At 50.0% G+C, this 16,612-nt stretch carries 18 protein-coding genes; 4 read left to right on the top strand and 14 right to left on the bottom strand.

Annotation, left to right across the window (positions count from 1 at the left end; genetic code table 11):
* Positions 1-208: 208 nt before the first annotated feature.
* The 3 genes from QUE61_RS05295 to QUE61_RS05285 all read left to right on the top strand — a co-directional run bounded on the left by QUE61_RS05295 (position 209) and on the right by QUE61_RS05285 (position 3,094).
* Positions 209-1,072, top strand: a complete 864-nt coding sequence (locus QUE61_RS05295; protein WP_286306239.1) for a histone deacetylase family protein — start codon at positions 209-211, stop codon at positions 1,070-1,072.
* On the top strand, positions 1,069-1,953 hold the full coding sequence (locus QUE61_RS05290; protein ID WP_286306238.1) for a DMT family transporter: 885 nt from the start codon (positions 1,069-1,071) through the stop codon (positions 1,951-1,953). The genes QUE61_RS05295 and QUE61_RS05290 overlap by 4 nt, the downstream gene beginning before the upstream one ends.
* 85 nt (positions 1,954-2,038) lie before the next feature.
* Complete coding sequence (locus QUE61_RS05285; RefSeq protein ID WP_286306237.1) at positions 2,039-3,094, top strand: serine hydrolase; 1,056 nt, start codon at positions 2,039-2,041, stop codon at positions 3,092-3,094.
* Positions 3,095-3,097: 3 nt separating this feature from the next.
* Here the strand turns inward: QUE61_RS05285 and QUE61_RS05280 are convergent, their stop codons facing one another.
* The 10 genes from QUE61_RS05280 to QUE61_RS05235 form a co-directional block, all read right to left on the bottom strand.
* The gene (locus QUE61_RS05280) at positions 3,098-3,904 is read right to left on the bottom strand and encodes an IclR family transcriptional regulator (RefSeq protein WP_286306236.1); all 807 of its coding nucleotides are present in this window, start codon (positions 3,902-3,904) and stop codon (positions 3,098-3,100) included.
* 97 nt (positions 3,905-4,001) lie between these two features.
* Positions 4,002-5,030, bottom strand: a complete 1,029-nt coding sequence (locus tag QUE61_RS05275) for a quinone-dependent dihydroorotate dehydrogenase (protein ID WP_286306235.1) — start codon at positions 5,028-5,030, stop codon at positions 4,002-4,004.
* Positions 5,023-5,784: an arginyltransferase gene (locus tag QUE61_RS05270; protein WP_286306234.1), complete on the bottom strand. Its 762-nt coding sequence runs from the start codon at positions 5,782-5,784 to the stop codon at positions 5,023-5,025. Before QUE61_RS05270 ends, QUE61_RS05275 begins: the two co-directional genes overlap by 8 nt.
* Positions 5,781-6,518 carry a leucyl/phenylalanyl-tRNA--protein transferase gene (gene aat / locus QUE61_RS05265; RefSeq protein WP_286306233.1) on the bottom strand — a complete coding sequence of 246 codons (738 nt, stop codon included), beginning with the start codon at positions 6,516-6,518 and terminating at the stop codon, positions 5,781-5,783. Before aat ends, QUE61_RS05270 begins: the two co-directional genes overlap by 4 nt.
* Positions 6,519-6,533: 15 nt before the next feature.
* Entirely contained in the window at positions 6,534-7,088 is a 555-nt protein-coding gene (locus QUE61_RS05260; RefSeq protein ID WP_286306232.1) for an NUDIX hydrolase, read from the bottom strand.
* The gene (locus QUE61_RS05255) at positions 7,085-8,899 is read right to left on the bottom strand and encodes a chorismate-binding protein (RefSeq protein ID WP_286306231.1); all 1,815 of its coding nucleotides are present in this window, start codon (positions 8,897-8,899) and stop codon (positions 7,085-7,087) included. The genes QUE61_RS05260 and QUE61_RS05255 overlap by 4 nt, the downstream gene beginning before the upstream one ends.
* A gap of 4 nt (positions 8,900-8,903) precedes the next feature.
* A complete protein-coding gene (locus QUE61_RS05250; RefSeq protein ID WP_286306230.1) occupies positions 8,904-9,479 on the bottom strand; it encodes a peptidylprolyl isomerase in 576 nt (191 codons plus the stop codon).
* A 42-nt stretch (positions 9,480-9,521) separates the two neighbouring features.
* Complete coding sequence (locus QUE61_RS05245; RefSeq protein WP_286306229.1) at positions 9,522-10,817, bottom strand: Y-family DNA polymerase; 1,296 nt, start codon at positions 10,815-10,817, stop codon at positions 9,522-9,524.
* A gap of 6 nt (positions 10,818-10,823) precedes the next feature.
* A complete protein-coding gene (locus QUE61_RS05240) occupies positions 10,824-11,270 on the bottom strand; it encodes a LexA family protein (protein WP_286306228.1) in 447 nt (148 codons plus the stop codon).
* A gap of 57 nt (positions 11,271-11,327) precedes the next feature.
* Positions 11,328-12,635 (bottom strand): replication-associated recombination protein A, encoded by a 1,308-nt coding sequence (locus tag QUE61_RS05235; protein ID WP_286308294.1) that lies wholly within the window; start codon positions 12,633-12,635, stop codon positions 11,328-11,330.
* Between the two features lie 76 nt (positions 12,636-12,711).
* Here QUE61_RS05235 and QUE61_RS05230 point away from each other — a divergent pair, with 76 nt between their 5' ends.
* Positions 12,712-13,254 carry a TIGR00645 family protein gene (locus tag QUE61_RS05230; protein ID WP_286306227.1) on the top strand — a complete coding sequence of 181 codons (543 nt, stop codon included), beginning with the start codon at positions 12,712-12,714 and terminating at the stop codon, positions 13,252-13,254.
* A 15-nt stretch (positions 13,255-13,269) separates the two neighbouring features.
* On the opposite strand, the gene QUE61_RS05225 is transcribed toward QUE61_RS05230, so the two are convergent.
* Genes QUE61_RS05225 through QUE61_RS05210 form a run of 4 tightly spaced genes read right to left on the bottom strand, consistent with a single transcriptional unit; the run spans position 13,270 to position 16,583 of the window.
* On the bottom strand, positions 13,270-13,758 hold the full coding sequence (locus QUE61_RS05225) for a DUF3429 domain-containing protein (protein ID WP_286306226.1): 489 nt from the start codon (positions 13,756-13,758) through the stop codon (positions 13,270-13,272).
* On the bottom strand, positions 13,739-14,596 hold the full coding sequence (locus QUE61_RS05220) for a 3-hydroxybutyryl-CoA dehydrogenase (RefSeq protein WP_286306225.1): 858 nt from the start codon (positions 14,594-14,596) through the stop codon (positions 13,739-13,741). The genes QUE61_RS05225 and QUE61_RS05220 overlap by 20 nt, the downstream gene beginning before the upstream one ends.
* A complete protein-coding gene (locus QUE61_RS05215; protein WP_286308293.1) occupies positions 14,593-15,309 on the bottom strand; it encodes a glutathione binding-like protein in 717 nt (238 codons plus the stop codon). The genes QUE61_RS05220 and QUE61_RS05215 overlap by 4 nt, the downstream gene beginning before the upstream one ends.
* Positions 15,310-15,344: 35 nt before the next feature.
* Positions 15,345-16,583: a methionine aminotransferase gene (locus tag QUE61_RS05210; RefSeq protein WP_286306224.1), complete on the bottom strand. Its 1,239-nt coding sequence runs from the start codon at positions 16,581-16,583 to the stop codon at positions 15,345-15,347.
* Between the last annotated feature and the right edge of the window lie 29 nt (positions 16,584-16,612).

Genomic DNA, 16,612 nt, shown 5'->3' with positions numbered 1-16,612 from the left:
CTTCGGTTAAATGGGGGTGACAATTTATAGTCATCTTATTGCTAATTATAGAGGATGATTTGTTGCGATGCAACATCAATCATTGCTCGTGAAATTAGTATGAATAATCCAATATAATCAAATACTTATACAATAAACCTTAGATTCCTTGAAAGCCTACTACAGCGATCACTTTGTGCTCCCGTTGCCCACAGGGCACCGGTTTCCAATGGCGAAGTACAAAATGCTGCGTGATTTAGTTCTTGGTCTTCCAAGTGCTCAATTGCTTGAAGCGCCAAGGGCAAGCGACACGGAACTGCTCCTGGCCCATGATCCTTCGTATGTGCAACGGGTGATTGGTGGAACCCTGAGTGAGGCAGAACAGAAAGAAATCGGATTTCCTTGGTCAGAGAAAATGGTGGAGCGCTCCCGCCGCTCGGTGGGTGCCACGATTGCTGCATGCCACTCTGCCATCGAGGAGGGTATCGCAGTTAATCTAGCCGGCGGTACACACCATGCCTACCGCAATAAGGGCTCAGGCTTTTGTGTCTTTAATGATGCCGCGATTGCGGCGCGGGTGCTAATGAAGCACCCAATCGGTCTTCAAAAAATCGGCATTTTGGATCTCGATGTTCATCAAGGTGATGGTACCGCAGCGATTTTGCAGCATGATCCTGCGATTTACACGGTTTCAATCCATGGTGAGAAAAACTACCCATTTGCAAAGACCAGCAGCGATCTAGATATTGCCTTAGCCGATGGCACTGGCGACGTGATCTATTTAGAGGCACTTGAGCGGGCCCTCGGGTTTCTTGCAAATCAGGAGATTGAGTTTCTGATTTACTTGGCAGGGGCCGACCCGTTTGAGGGCGATCGTTTGGGTCGTCTCACACTCACTAAAGAGGGGCTAGCGCTACGTGATCAACAGGTCATGGCATTTGTGCGAGAGCGGGGCATCCCAATCGCCATTGCGATGGCAGGAGGATACGCCAACCCAATTGACGATACGGTGCAGATTCATTATCAAACGATCCAAATTGCAAGTGCGCATCAGCATACAATGACTGTTTCCAAGCCTCCTTTCACTTCATGAAGTCAGCCACTCCGATTGAGGCATTTGCCGCGCCATTGTTTGTTTTTATCTGGAGTACGGGCTTCATCATTGCGCGCTTTGGCATGCCGTATATGGAGCCCGCCACATTTTTATTCCTGCGCTTTACTGGTGTACTGCTCGTGATGGGCCTCATCATTTTGTTCTGGAAACCCATCTGGCCTAATCGCTCCCAGACCATCCATATTGCAGTCGCTGGGGTGCTCTTGCAATTTGGGTATGTGATGGGCGTGTGGAGTGCGGTTCGTCTGGGAATGACCGCTGGACTGATCGCATTGATTGTGGGATTGCAGCCCATCCTAACGGCGTGGAGTGCTTCATGGGTTGCTGAGCGGGTTAACTATCGCCAATGGCTAGGCCTGGTTCTGGGAATTGGTGGTGTGGCTTTGGTAGTGGCTGATAAAACCAGCTTTTTAGATATTCCAATGAGTGCCTATGGTTTTGCCATTGCTGCCTTATTTGCCATTACCTTTGGTACGCTCTATCAAAAAAAATACTGCCCTGATTTTGATCTTCGGGCCGGATCAATGATTCAGTTTTCGATCTCGGCTCTCTTATGTTTGATTGTTGCCTTACTCTTTGAGAACCGCCAGATTGTCTGGAATACACCGGTGATTGGGGCCTTGCTCTGGGGTATTTTGCCCACCTCGATTGGAGCGATTAGTTTGTTGTTTATCTTGATTCGTAAGGGGGCTGCCACAAAGGTCACTAGCCTTTTGTATCTGACACCACCAACCACGGCGCTGATGGCCTGGATATTATTTGATGAGCCCCTGACCCTCATGATGCTAGCTGGGCTATTGCTCACCATGACCGCAGTGATCTTGGTGAACTACCAAGGAAAAATACTAGCCAAGCGCTAATCCGGTTATTATTGTGCAACTGTACTCAATTCTGGGATTCACATTGAGATTGTTTCAGGTGTTCATTTATTCAGTTACTCGTCATTTGTCTGAACAGCAGACAGGGGCCCGACGCCCCCTCCAGATTCTTCTCCTTGGCATTCTTAGTCTCACACTCGGTATCACTGAGCCGGTCTTAGCGCAGTCCTCAAGCGCTACCCAAGTGAACAAACCCAAACAAAGCGCCCAAGGAAACAAGTCGACTGTGGCCCAAAAGCCTAAGTCTGCCAATCCCAAGCAGGTGCGAACCACGGTCAATCGCCCCAAGAATCCCCCGCAGGCAGCTGGTCGTCCATCATTTGCAACCGCAATGGGTTTGCGAAATCAACCCGATGACCTCAATCTCAAGTCGAGTGTGGCGATGGTGGTGGATCAGCATTCTAAAGATATCCTCTTTGAGAAAAACCCCGATGTTAGTTTGCCCATCGCATCGATTACCAAACTCATGACGGCGATGGTGGTGCTTGACTCGAATGCACCCCTTGACGAGGTGCTGACCATTACGCAGGAAGACGTCAAGATTTATGCTAAATCCCGCTTGTCTCTGGGGACCAAGTTAACCCGCGAGGAAGCCTTGTTGCTCGCACTGATGTCTTCAGAGAACCGTGCTGCGTATTTATTGGCACGAAATTATCCTGGTGGTGCTAAGGCCTTCGTTGAGGTCATGAATCACAAAGCCTACTCCTTGGGAATGACCCATTCCAACTTTACCGATCCAACCGGTTTATTAGCTACCAATGTATCAACCGCCGAGGACTTGGCCAGAATGTTGGTTGCATCGTATAACTACAAATTGATTCGGGAGTTCTCGGTATGGCCCGATACCACCTTGGTGATTAATAAACGTCCACAGGTGTTTCTGAATACCAACCGTCTCGTGCGCGCGGGCGATATGGAAATCGGTTTGCAAAAAACCGGGTTCATCAGCGCGGCCGGCAGGTGCTTGGTCATGCAGGCGAGGGTTAATGGCCTACCATTGCTGCTAGTTTTCTTGGATTCAGTCGGAACTCAATCGCGCTTTGCGGATGCGGTACGAGTGCGCGATTGGATTGAAAGTTATCAGCCCGGCGAGCCAAAAGCCGTTCGCCGTCTCACAATGTAAAGACTAATCACCCTTGGGGATTGATTGGGGTTTATAACCTAAGCCTTTGGAAATTTGCAGGGCAGTTTCTTGTAAGGCCTTGAGCCAATCCGGTTGCATGCGATCGGTTGGCGAGCTAAGCGAAAGACCCGCGACTAACTTCCCCGTGTCATCCAAAATGCCGGCAGCGAGGCAGCTTACTCCAAGTTCAAGCTCCTCGTTATCCCGCGAGTGGCCTACATGGCGAACGCTCCCAAGCTCACTCTCGAGCTTGGCTATTTGGGTGATGCTATTGCGCGTGTGCCCGGCTAGCCCGGTGCGGGTTGCATAGGCGCGTACTTGGTTGGGGTCATCTAAAGCCAAGAATAATTTGCCAACGGAGGTTAAGTGCAAGGGAGCACGACCGCCAATCGCCCGAACTACCTGCATCCCAGAGCGTTCACTATAAGCACGGTCGACATAGACGATCTCATCACCCTGACGAACCGAGAGGTTAACGGTCTCGCCGGTGAGCTTATGAAGGGCTCGCATGGGCAGTTGAGCGGCTTCTCGAACTGATAAGCGTTCTTTGACCAAATTACCGAGTTCCAAGAGTCTTAGGCCTAACTTGTAGGTACCGCCATCACCACGCTCGACCAGGCGACAGGCAACCATGTCGTTGAGAATACGATGTGCGGTGGAGGGGTGTAGACCAGTTTTTTGAGAGAGTAGCTTGAGGCTACTCGCTTCCTCTTGATCGGCCAAGCAATCAAGAAGGTTCATCATACGCTCAACGACCTGAATCGCCGTCTTGCTGACGTCACCCGAGTTTTTGTTTGCCTTGCTATCCATATCAATGATTGTAATGAGTTTTTACAGCATTGCGTATTATGAAATCCAATAGTAAATCAACACGGGCAATTGAACAACTGAGAAGCAAATGAACTATTTAAGGAAAGGCCCGCACACAATCTGCAATTAGTTTAGGACCTTGATAGATGAGCCCGGTGTAGATTTGCACCAAACTAGCGCCCGCATCCAGTTTCTGTTTGACGTTCTCACCAGACAGGATGCCACCAACCCCAATGATGGGAATGCGGTTGTGCAGGACCTGAAATAAATCATGAATGACTTGATTGGAGCGGGCCAAGACCGGTGACCCTGAGAGGCCGCCCGTTTCATGACCATGCTCGAGCTGTTCTACACCGGTGCGAGCAATGGTAGTGTTCGTGGCGATCACGGCATCGATCTCAAACTCGATTAAGAGATTGGCAATCAACTTAAGGTCCGCTGCCTCGAGATCGGGTGCAATTTTTAGAAAGAGTGGCTTGCGCACGCCCAACTGGTTGCTTAAATCCTCGCGGGTTTGATGAAGTGCTTGCAATAGCTGACGTAACATCGCTTCGCCCTGAAGATCGCGTAAGTTTTTAGTATTGGGTGATGAGATGTTGGCCGTGATGTAGCTTGCCACCGGATAGACCTTGCGCATGCAGATGACATAGTCATTGACAGCATCTTCGATGGGTGTGCTGGCGTTCTTACCAATATTAAGACCAATCACACCACCTTCTTGATAAAACCGAGCGCGTTTGACGCGTTCGATACAGGCATCAACTCCATCGTTATTAAAGCCCATGCGATTAATTAAGGCGTGTGCGCTTGGTAGACGAAACATGCGCGGCTTGGGATTGCCGGGTTGTGGCAAAGGGGTCACCGTGCCAATTTCTAAGAACCCAAATCCAAGGCTTGCAAGTGCGTCAATATACTTACCATCTTTATCTAAGCCGGCGGCCAAACCCACTGGATTACGAAATCGCACGCCACAGAGTTCAACCGGCTTGATAATGGGTTTGCCAATCAAGGCCTTCAGAAGCCCACAGCGCTCTAGACGATCTAGTTGTGCGAAGGAGAAGTCATGAGCCTCTTCGGGGTCCAGCGAGAACAGTAGGGGACGAACAAGCGGGTAGGTATTAATCATCAGTATGCTGATGCGGCAACAAGCGTTGCCACTGATCGTTGATCAATCCTTCCAGTGGTTGAAATTTAATCTTATAGGACATTTTAGGGCTTTGTGCGATGTAGTAGCCCAAATATAAATAGGGTAGACCCAGTTGCAAAACCTGATCAATTTGCCACAAGACGCTATAGGTGCCATAGCTGGTGCTCGCTTGAGTGGAATCATAAAAGGTATAAACCGAGGAGATGCCTTGCTCCAACACATCAATCATGCTCACCATGCGCAGACGACCAGGGTGCAGATCATTTGGCCCATCCCGAAACTCCACCATGCGCGAGTTAACGCGGCTTTGCAATAAGAATTGTGTGTATTGCTCTTGGTTGTCGTACTCCATTAAGCTGGAGTGATGACGGGTCGATTGATATTGTTGATAGAGTTGGTAGTGCTCGTCAGTAAACGCAAGGCTTAAGACCTGCGTTTGCAAGCCGGCGTGTTTTTGCCAAGTACGGCGTTGACTGCGATTGGGAGTAAAGGAAGCCACCGGAATACGCGTCGCAATACAGGCTTTGCAATGATCGCAATAGGGTCGATAGGTATACGAGCCACTGCGACGAAAACCTGCATTGACTAGATTGCTATAAACATCAGCGCCAATCGAATGCGTGGGGGTAGCAACTTGTGAGCGGGCAATTTGCTCTGGAATGTAGCTGCATGGGTATGGTGCCGTAGCGTAGAACTGAATCGCTGTAATCGGGAGTTCGTGGACGCGGCTCATTGCAGATATCTCTCTAAAATGGACTTATCCATCGCCCATATTCCTTGGATTGGAGTAAGCGCAGAGCGCGCTACGTGCCCTAGGAACTCAGAGCGGCTAATGGGCATGGCTCCTAAGGAGCGAAGGTGGGCGGTCTCTTGTTGGCAATCAATGAAGGTCACCCCATGATCGTAGCACCATGCGCATAAGGCTGCTAAAGCGAGCTTGGAGGAGTCGCGAACCCTCGAAAACATCGACTCACCAAACACCATGGCCCCAAAGGAGACGCAATACAGGCCACCAATGGCATGCTGATTCTGCTCTAAGGTGATGCAATGGGCATGACCTTGCTCATGCAATGTCGTATATGCATCCATGATTTCATGGGTAATCCACGTGCCATCTTGACCCTGGCGTGCGGTGGTGGCACAGGCGCGCATCACCCCCGAAAAATCATGATCCACCCGCAACGTCATGCTTGGATCATCCAGGCATGCGCGGATCGTTTTGCGTAATGACTGACTAATTTTGAGATTTGCAGGCTTGAGAGTCATGCGTGGGTCGGGCGACCACCACAAGACCGGCTGATGATCGGAGTACCAGGGGAAAATACCGCTGCGGTAAGCGCGCTCTAACTGCCCAGGATAGATCCGTTCACTCACTGCCAGCAGTCCCGGAACCTCCGGGTCAGGATCAGGCTGAGTGAGTGGGTTAGGGAATGGATCGCTTGGGCCAAGCCACGGGATGGTGCTCATGATCGGTGATACAACTTACTCAATGCGCTCACCAGGCAAAATATCGCGCGAGCGCGTGCGTCCCTGAAAAATCCCGCTGCCACGGAGATCCTCAAAATACCACTGCAAGGTCTGCTTTACTGTCGGAAAGGCTAGCTCCGACCAGGGGATCTGTGCTTCGGTAAATAAGCCAACCTCTAAACTTTCGATGCCCGCTTCAAAGTGAGGTGTGCGCATCTGTGCCAAATAAAACAGGTGAACTTGCTCGACGTGTGCCACATTGAGAAGTGAGAAGAGGGGGCCAATATCGACGTGTGCTCCAGCCTCCTCAAAGGTCTCGCGTGCAGCACCGTGTTCAGTGCTCTCACCAACCTCTAGGAAGCCCGCTGGCAGAGTCCAGTAACCATGTCGAGGTGCAATCGCGCGTCGACACAGAAGGACTTGGTTCTCCCAAATGGGAATCGTACCGACCACATTACGCGGGTTACGATAATGAATCTCACCACATTGCGCGCAAACATGACGCATGCGCGTATCGTCAGGCGGTATTTGCAGGCGGACGTTAGAGCCGCAGGAGGAGCAGTAGTTCATAAATGAGCCGGAATCATTCCACGCAAAGCATTGCATAGCATTATTTCATTTGCGTTTACTACCTGGGCAATAGTCAGGTTCGCCTCGCGGGCATTCATGCTCGGATCGGCCAAGATGATCGAACGCATCACGCCTGGTAGTACACCCGCTGATAAGGGTGGCGTAAGCCATGGCCCATTGACGTCCTCGCGGATCAATACACTCGTGCGCCCACCTTCGGTGACGTGCCCATGCTCATTGATAAATAGGGCATCAAAGCCACCCAGCTCGACCGCCTTATGCCAAGCAGCATCATAGATTTCACGTTCGCTAACCTTATGACGCAATAAGGGGTGATGCGACTGCATGGTGAGTTGCTGGGGGGTGTAATCGCCTTGCAAAATCTCATGGGCCCAAAATAATTGAACAGGACCGGGGGGCATCTCAATCACGGAATGCGATAGCGATAGTTGGCCGGTTGTACTTAAATCAATCCGTACACGATGGATGCGATCGTGAGCCAAATCGGTTGCAGCCGCTCGCACCATACTTTGCAAGACTTCGTCATCAAATTGAATTCCTAAATCACGGGCTGAGCTCGATAGGCGCTCGAAGTGCTTTGACCAATTTGCAATACGGGTGGGATCGCTACCTGGATCAAAACGGATGGTTTCAAAGATCCCAACACCGCTTGGTAGGCTCGTTAAGAATGCTGCCTTCAGTTGGCACTCTTGGTATTCCGTGTTGGCATCGGAGTCTATGGTAATTCCGGCACCAACACCTAAGACAAAAGACGATGAATCAGATTGTGCATATTGATCCATCTGTAGCGTGCGGATTGGCACACTCATCGCAAAGTCGCCATTAGGATCAAACCAACCCAATGCCCCGCAATACCAGCCACGCGGTTGATCCTCTAACGCTTGAATAATCTCCATACTGCGTTTTTTGGGAGCCCCTGTTACTGAGCCGCAGGGGAACACAGCCCGCAGCACATCCTCAACCCGAAGATTAGGTCGTGGCTTTGCCTGTACGGTCGAGGTCATTTGTAAAACCTGACCATGTTGCTTGACCTCAAAGAGTGCGGGAACATGAACCGATCCGGTTTGTGCAATGCGCCCCAGATCATTACGCAAAAGATCCACAATCATGACGTTCTCCGCTTGATTCTTGGGATCATTGGCTAACTCACTGGCCTGTGCCAAAGCGGCATCGGCCGTGCCCTTCATGGGTTCTGCTATTAGGGTATCGCCAGAGCGCCGAATCAACAGTTCGGGGGATTGGGATAAGACTGCCTGATGGCCATCTGCAATGAACGCACCATAACGCCCCGGTTGCCGTTCTCGCAAGCGCGCATAGAGAGCGAGTGGTGAGCCATAGGCTTGGCCATACACCCGATAGGAGTGATTAATTTGATAGGTATCGCCCGCTGCAATCCATGCTTGAATACGCCCAATATCCTCGGTAAAACGTGCTTGATTGATGGAGTCGTGCCGATTGAGGATGCCACTGGGAGTTGACTCAATCGCTAGGCGTTCGTGTAAAAACGCATCGACCGCCTCTTTGGAGAGTTTACTAACTTCTGCAAAAGACCATGCCCTGAGTAAAGGCAGTGGCTCTGGGTGTTTGCACGTAATGCCCTGCCAGTAATAACCGAGCTCATAGGCAAAGAGTGCGACGACATATTGACCCTGGCCTAGAGCGGTCTCGATGCCATCAAAGCAAGCGTCTAACTCATGAAATCGATTAGCGCACCACTCGTGTTGGACGTATTGATAGAGTCGACTGGTGGGTTGTTCCCGACTACTCTCAACATCGTCTAGCAATAGCATTGGCTTATTTGAGGATGGTGACCGACTCAATCACAACAGGCGTATTGGGCACATCGGCCATGCGACCGCGTGGGGTTGAAGCAACTCCGGTTGGTACTTGCTTGATTTTATCGATGGTTTGTGTCCCTGAAATCACTTTTCCAAAGACGGTATAGCCATTACCCATCGCATTGGGAAAATCCAAGCCTGGATTGTCTTTGACATTGATATAAAACTGCGCAGTTGCTGAATCGGGATCGGAGGTTCTTGCCATGGCAATGGTGTAGATCTGATTCTTTAAACCATTTTGTGCTTCAGAGACCACAGGTGGCTGCGTTGGTTTTTGTACCAGCTCGGTAGTAAAGCCACCACCTTGCACCATAAAACCATTAATCACGCGGTGGAATACGGTACCGTTATAGAAACCGCTCTTTACATACGCCAAAAAATTATTGACGGTCTTGGGGGCTTTATCGGAGTCAAGGTCGACAACGAAGTTACCGAGATTGGTCTTAAATTCCACTTTGGGTCCTGCGTATGAGAACCCTGAGAGGGTGGTGATACTAATAGCGAGACCCAGTGAGAGCCAAAATTTGCGCATCGTATTTCCTTTAATTGCAATGATTATGGATGCTTCATTGTATTAGCGATTGGCGCATGCTTGGGCAAGCTCATGCCAGGCCGTAGTGTAGTTGGGGCTGCGCTGGGAAGAGCGCATAGTCCACTGCGGACGTAAACCAGCAGCTGCTAGGCGTAGGGTATTAGAGCCGTACTCTTGATTGAGTCGATCCATCACTTGCATGAGTTGCGATGAGCGCTCACGTTGTGGCGGATTGCAAAAAAGATCGCCAAGATCTTGACCGGCTGGATGCAGACCTAACAACATCACCCCCGCTTTCTTATACGCAAAGCCAGGACGATAAATACGCTCAATACCTGCGCTAACGTATTGGGCCAAGATGCGCGTGTCATCCGTGCCTATCAATAATGGAATGGTAATGCTCTTGGCGTATTGAGGGTGATGGGGTGCAAATGGATTGGTGCGCAGATAAACCAGAAGATGGGAGCACCATGAACCTTGTTGGCGTAATTTCTCGGCAGCGCGCGTGACGTAACTCACCACCGCTTGGCGTAGCTCATCGAGCTCATGGACAGGCTTGCCAAAACTTTTACTCGAAATAATTTGGTGCTTACGGGTCGTCTGATGGTCTTCGGTATCTTCTAAATCAAGGCAACTAATGCCATTGAGCTCATGCACGGTACGCTCAAGCACGACACCAAACCGTTTACGAATCAAACTAGTTGAGGCATATTTCAGATCACATACGCTCCGTATACCGCATTGCTCGAGTTTGATCTTTAGGCGTCGACCTACGCCCCATACTTCACCAATCTCAATATCGGCCATCAAGGCATCGGCCTCCAGGCGATTGCAATGCGACCAACTAAACACACCTTGATAGTGCAAACGTTTCTTGGCAATATGGTTCGCTAATTTAGCTAAGGTCTTGCTGTGCCCAATTCCCACGCAAGTTGGCAGCCCTAAGTATTGCTTAATGCGCCTACGCATTTGCTGGGCATGGGCTACCAAGTCATTCGAGATGCCGGTTAGATCCAGAAAGCATTCGTCGATGGAGTAGATTTCTTGGTGAGGTGCAAACTCGCCTAACAGGACCATCAGGCGAGCGCTCATATCGCCATACAGAGTGTAGTTGGAGCTGAGCCAAATGAGGCCGTGCGAGCGCATCAAATGTTTGGCTTCAAAGAAGGGTGCTCCCATCCGAATACCGAGTGCGCGCGCTTCTTGGCTGCGGGCAACGATGCAGCCATCATTATTGGACAACACCACAACAGGTTTGCCTTCGAGGCGAGGGTTAAAGACGCGCTCACACGAGACATAAAAATTATTGCCATCCACCAGAGCAAAAACAGGGCGCATGGATTACTACACCTTATGGATCACGTGCGCGACGACCCCCCAAATTTGTAACTCTTGCCCCTGACGAATCTCGATCGCAGGGTAATCGGGGTTATCAGCGCAGAGCAAAATCTTGCCGCGTTGTTGGTGTAAGCGTTTTACGGTGAGCTCTCCATCAAGCGCTGCAATCACGACGCGACCATGACCGGGTTCAAGCGAGCGATCCACTACCAATAAGTCACCATCATGAATCCCCGCACCAATCATCGAGTTGCCTTTGACTCGTAAGAAAAATGTAGCCTCCGGATGCAAGACCAGGTGCTCGTTGAGATCAAGGCGTTTGTCGTAATGATCGGCAGCGGGTGATGGAAACCCGGCAGGTGCGCGTCCAGCGATCAGGGGTCGATAGCAAGACCCACGCCGGATGGGGGCGAAGCACGAAGACAGAAGAGGGTTTAAATCAGGGGATTTCATATACTGTATATTTATACAGTATATAGTAATTTTGTTAGTTCAGAAACGGTCAATGCATTACGTTTTATTCGCCTGCTCATCCAAGTCACGCAAGAAGGCCATGCGCTCCGCAATCTTAATTTCGAGGCCACGCTCAACCGGCTCATACCAGCGCGGCTCTGCCATCCCTTCGGGTAAATACGATTCTCCTGCAGCGTAGGCATGAGGTTCATCATGTGCATAGCGATAGGCATGACCATGCCCGAGGTCTTTCATGAGTTGGGTCGGGGCATTACGCAAATGCACCGGTACTTCGCGACTGCGATCGCTTGCAACAAAAGCACGAGCTGCATTAAATGCGTGATAGCTCGCATTGCTCTTGGGTGCAATCGCCAGATAAACCACGGCTTGACCTAAGGCTAGCTCCCCTTCAGGGGATCCCAAGCGCTCATAGGTCTGTGCAGCATCATTGGCAAGTTGCATCGCCCGTGGATCGGCTAGACCAATGTCTTCCCAGGCCATCCGAATAATCCGACGTGCGAGATAGCGCGGATCGGCCCCGCCATCGAGCATGCGGCATAACCAATAGAGCGCGGCATCGGGGTGCGAGCCGCGTACCGATTTATGCAAGGCCGAGATCTGGTCATAAAACTGATCACCACCTTTATCAAAGCGCCGCGCATTGAGATTAAGGGTGTTCTCAATCAGAGCCCGATCTACCGAAGTAATGCCTTGTGTGCGGACGGTTTGTTGCAATTGCTCGATTAAGTTCATTAAGCGCCGTGCATCCCCATCGGCATAGGCCACGATGGTTGTCATGGCATCGTCACTGAGCGTAACGCTTGGTAAAGCATGCTCGCACGCACGCGCTAGGAGTTGCCTTAGCTCATCGCTGGTGAGTGGTTTGAGAACATACACTTGAGCGCGTGAGAGGAGGGCAGCATTGACCTCAAAAGAAGGGTTCTCAGTGGTTGCGCCAATCACTGTGAAGAGACCTGATTCCATATGCGGTAGCAATGCATCTTGCTGACTCTTATTAAATCGATGAATCTCATCAATAAATAAAATCGTTTGCCGACCAAACTGAGCCATGTCATGGTGCGCCCGCTCAATCGCCTCCCGGATTTCTTTAACGCCCGCAAGGACAGCAGAGATCGCAATGAAGGAGTGATGAAAGGCGTGTGCAGATAATCTAGCAATCGTAGTTTTGCCAACCCCAGGCGGCCCCCATAAAATCATTGAATGCGGTTGACCACTTTCAAACGCTAAGCGTAATGGTTTGCCGGGTCCCAACAAGTGCGCCTGACCAATCACTTCCTCGATGGTCTTGGGGCGCAAAGCCTCGGCTAATGGCGCAATGGGTTTGGAGTCAAAAAGGCTGGGCATCATCTTCGTATTCTCGCACTTTTGTACGCTGTTATATCGTCACGACCAAGACATAAAGTCCGCTAAAATACAGTCTATGAACGAAGATAAAGAATTCTTAATCGAAAAGAAATTACGTCCCTTGCCGCGTTGGATCTTTATGTCCCGTTGGCTACAGGCTCCTCTTTATATCGGCCTCATTGTCGCCCAAGGTGTTTATGTTTGGCAGTTCTGGTTAGAGCTAATTCATCTCATCACGATGATGAAAGATAAGGAAATGACCGAGACTGCCTTGATGCTAATTGTCTTGGGGCTCATTGATGTGGTGATGATCTCCAATCTCTTGGTGATGGTGATTGTGGGTGGCTGGGAGACCTTTGTCTCACGCTTAGATCTTCATGATCACCCCGATCAGCCCGAATGGCTCTCGCACGTCAATGCTGGGGTTTTAAAGGTCAAACTGGCTACCGCGATTATTGGGATCTCTTCGATTCATTTGCTAAAGACGTTTATCAATGCCGCTTCGTATGATGAGAAAACCTTGCTTTGGCAAACCATGATTCATATAACGTTTGTTCTATCGGCATTAGCGATTGCGTATACCGAGAAGATCATTGCGGCCGCCCACCAGAAACACTAGCAGCGAAAGACTCCATTAGTAATTGCGAATGAGGCTGGTTAGACCCGCCCAGATCAAACACACCGAAGCCACAATCGTTAAATGGGTGCGCATGTGCAGGAATGCGTTTGCCATTTGAGCGTTCGCAAAATAGTATGCGTAGGTGCGTTGATCAATTGCGCGCTGAACGATCAAAGTGGCTGCGAGTAAGAGCAGTGCCAATGGGATAAAGATATGAATCGCCAACCACGCAATCAGTGCTGGCATGATCCCCCAAATCCAAACGCTGTGATCCAGCCAGCGATTTTGGGTCGACTCGCCGATGGTCTTAAAGCAAGCGCCCCAGTGCAAAGCGCCCAAAAACGAGACGATCACTGCGCCATAAGCGACCAATGACTCAAGAGCAATCATATCGTTAGGGCTATCCGCTAACTGGACCATGAATGCCAGTCCAATAAATGGAATGAGCCCCGCGTATCCGAGGATCCGCACAATCGTTGGTAACTCACTTTTTGTCGTAGGCATACACTCCACGTCCAGTCTTGCGCCCCAAATTTCCCTTAGCCACCAAATTAATCAGTAGAGGGGATGGGCGATATTTATCGTCTTTAAACTCGTGGTGATACACCTCCATGATCGCCAGACAAGTGTCTAGACCAATGAGGTCAGCCAACGCTAGGGGGCCGATGGGGTGATTACAGCCCAGCTTCATACCCGTATCAATATCTTCGGGGCTGGCAATTCCTTCATGTAAGACAAAGAAGGCTTCATTGATCATTGGCAAAAGGATGCGATTGACGACAAAGCCAGGTGAGCTTTGGACAGTAATAGGCTCCTTGCCCATACGCGTGGCCATCGCCAGCACAGTCTTTAGGGTCTCGGGACTAGTTTGCTTGCCCATGATGACCTCGATGAGGGCCATGAGGGGTGGGGGATTAAAAAAATGAATCCCAATAAAGCGCTCGGGCCGTGAGTTGCGTAAACCCAAATGCGTAATCGAGATGGATGAAGTATTGCTCGCAATGATCGTATCGTTACTCACCACCCGATCGACTTGCTGCAAGATCGATTCTTTGATGGCTTGATTCTCTGTGGCGGCCTCAATGACTAAAGAGACTTGAGCCAGATCAGCGTAATGTGTCGTTGTTTTAATCCGCGCCAATGTTTGGGATTTTTGCTCCGCATTCATCACTTCTTTTTTAATCAGGCGATCAAGGCTATTACTCAGTGCTGCCAAACCTTTCTCGAGTGCCGCATCGCTAACATCCAGTAATACAACATCGTATCCAGCGCTGGCGGCCACTTGAGCAATGCCATTACCCATCGTACCAGCGCCAATAATTCCAATCGAGGTAATGGTCATTTTGCTAGCTTCCTGCGTTGATATTGAGTTGCACCAAACAACTGTTCCTTTTCCTTCGGATCCATCTCAGGCTTACGCAAAGTGGTTAATACCTCAACACCGCGTTGCACTGCAGGTCGTGCACCAACCATCTCAAACCAGCGTTTGAAGTTTGGGTAATCCTTGAGATCCATCCCTTGTTTATCCCAACGTCGTGTCCAGGGATAGATAGCAATATCAGCGATGGTGTACTCATTACCAACGATGAACTTATTTTTCTTCAAACGCTCATCCAAGACACCATACAAACGCTTTGCTTCATTGGTATAGCGCTCTATGGCGTAATCAATTTTCTGGGGTGCATATAAACGAAAGTGATGATTTTGGCCCAACATCGGACCTAAGCCACCCATCTGAAACATCAACCATTCCATTGTCTCGTACTTACCCCGAATTGATTTGGGCAAGAAGCGCCCCATTTTATTAGCAAGATAGAGCAAGATAGCGCCCGATTCAAATAGATGAATCGGTTTGCCATCGGGGCCATTGGGATCAACAATCGCGGGGATCTTATTATTGGGGCTGATTTTCAGAAAAGCGGGTTTAAATTGATCCCCTTTGCCAATATCAATTGGAATGGCACGCCAATCGCGATCTAAGCGATAGCCGCATTCTTCCATCATGATATGGATCTTATGGCCATTGGGAGTGGCCCAGCTGTATACATCAATCATGGATTTTTTCATCATGGTTCTCTTGTCGGTATTGATTAGGGTACTAAGGCTTGTAAACGAAGCAGTGCGGTTTTCAGTGTTGACTCTTGTTTGGCAAAACAAAAACGGATGACACCCGATTCCGTTTGCTTGGCATAGAAGGCGGAGTTTGGAATGGCTGCAACGCCCAACTCTGTGGTTAACCACCGACAGAACTCTGCCTCTGGAAGACTGGCCTCTTTGCGTGGCAGGGCGGTGTAATCAACGCATTGAAAATAACTACCCGCACACGGTAATAACTTCAGTGGAGTACTTGCAAGCTCCGCCCGGAAGAAATCGCGCTTGGCTTGGTAAAACGCTGGAAGATTAAGGTAATGCTCGGGGTTTTGCATGTACTGCGCAACCGCGTATTGCATGGGTGTATTGACTGAGAACACATTAAATTGGTGCACCTTGCGATATTCATGCATGAGTGTAGCGGGCGCAGCAATCAATGCGAGTTTCCAGCCCGTCACATGAAAGGTCTTGCCAAAACTAGAAACCAAGAAGCTGCGCTCTGCCAGTGCCGCATGGCGCGCGATACTCTCGTGAGGTTTGCCATCAAACACCATGTGTTCATAGACCTCATCGCTCAGGATCAAGATCGAGGTATCTTTGACCAAGCTATATAAGCGTTCCAAATCGGTGGCTTCCCAAATGCTGGCCGTAGGATTATGTGGCGTGTTGGTAATAATTAAACGGGTTTTTGAAGTAATGGCATTCGCTAGCGCTTCCCATGGCAAGGCATAGGCATCGACAAGTCCATCATGATCGCGCACAATCTCCATTGCTACAGGAACCGCTTTGCCACCAGCCAATTGGATCGCTGGTAAGTAACTATCAAAAGCAGGTTCAATCACAATCACTTCATCATTAGGGCCAACGCAAGTTTGAATCGCAGTAAAGATCGCTTGGGTTGCCCCAGCGGTGACCGTAATCTCGGAGTGCGGATCGTAGTGATGGCCATAAAGGGTTGCAAGCTTCTGCGCAAGTGCCTCACGCAGTTCAAGAATGCCTGGCATGGGGGCATATTGGTTATGACCCAAACGCATGGCGTGATTGACGGCATCGAGTAGGGCTGGGTCGCACGGAAAGTCCGGAAACCCTTGACCGAGATTAATGGCCTGGTGCTCAGCGGCTAAAGCCGACATGGTGGTGAAAATCGTGGTGCCAACTTGCGGTAGTTTGGAGGTAAACCAGCCCTCGGGCGGAAGACTATCGCTAGAATGTGGAGTTTGGAGCAGCGGTGATGGCATGACTAAATTGTGCCACGCTGACTCTATGT

Source organism: Polynucleobacter sp. HIN5 (assembly GCF_030297555.1).
Classification (GTDB): domain Bacteria; phylum Pseudomonadota; class Gammaproteobacteria; order Burkholderiales; family Burkholderiaceae; genus Polynucleobacter.
This window is presented reverse-complemented; position numbering and strand designations above follow the sequence as displayed.